The following is a 326-nucleotide window of genomic DNA, read 5'->3' on the forward strand; positions in this document are numbered from 1 at the left end:
AGATGCGCTACCAAACTGCGCTATTCACCGACTTAATTCTTTTCTAGGAACGCTGCTAGAAGGGTCAACCCTCTGGTCCGCTATTCCTAACATCAGAGATGCGCTATCAAACTGCGCTATTCACCGACTTTGTTTAGGCTTACAAGGCCAAGGTCTCTAATAAAAGATAACCTAAATAATGGGGTGGCTAACGAGGCTTGAACTCGCGACAACCGGAATCACAATCCGGGACTCTACCAACTGAGCTATAGCCACCATTGTAAGTGGTCGGTGAAGAGGGATTCGAACCCCCGACCCTCTGGTCCCAAACCAGATGCGCTACCAAA

1 tRNA gene is annotated in these 326 nt (G+C 48.8%); it reads right to left on the reverse strand.

Going from position 1 to position 326, the window contains the following annotated elements:
* Positions 1–179: 179 nt before the first annotated feature.
* A tRNA-His gene (locus tag VXS03_RS20155) sits at positions 180–255 on the reverse strand.
* Positions 256–326: the final 71 nt, after the last annotated feature.

The organism is Photobacterium sp. S4TG1, from assembly GCF_036040035.1.
GTDB lineage: Bacteria > Pseudomonadota > Gammaproteobacteria > Enterobacterales > Vibrionaceae > Photobacterium.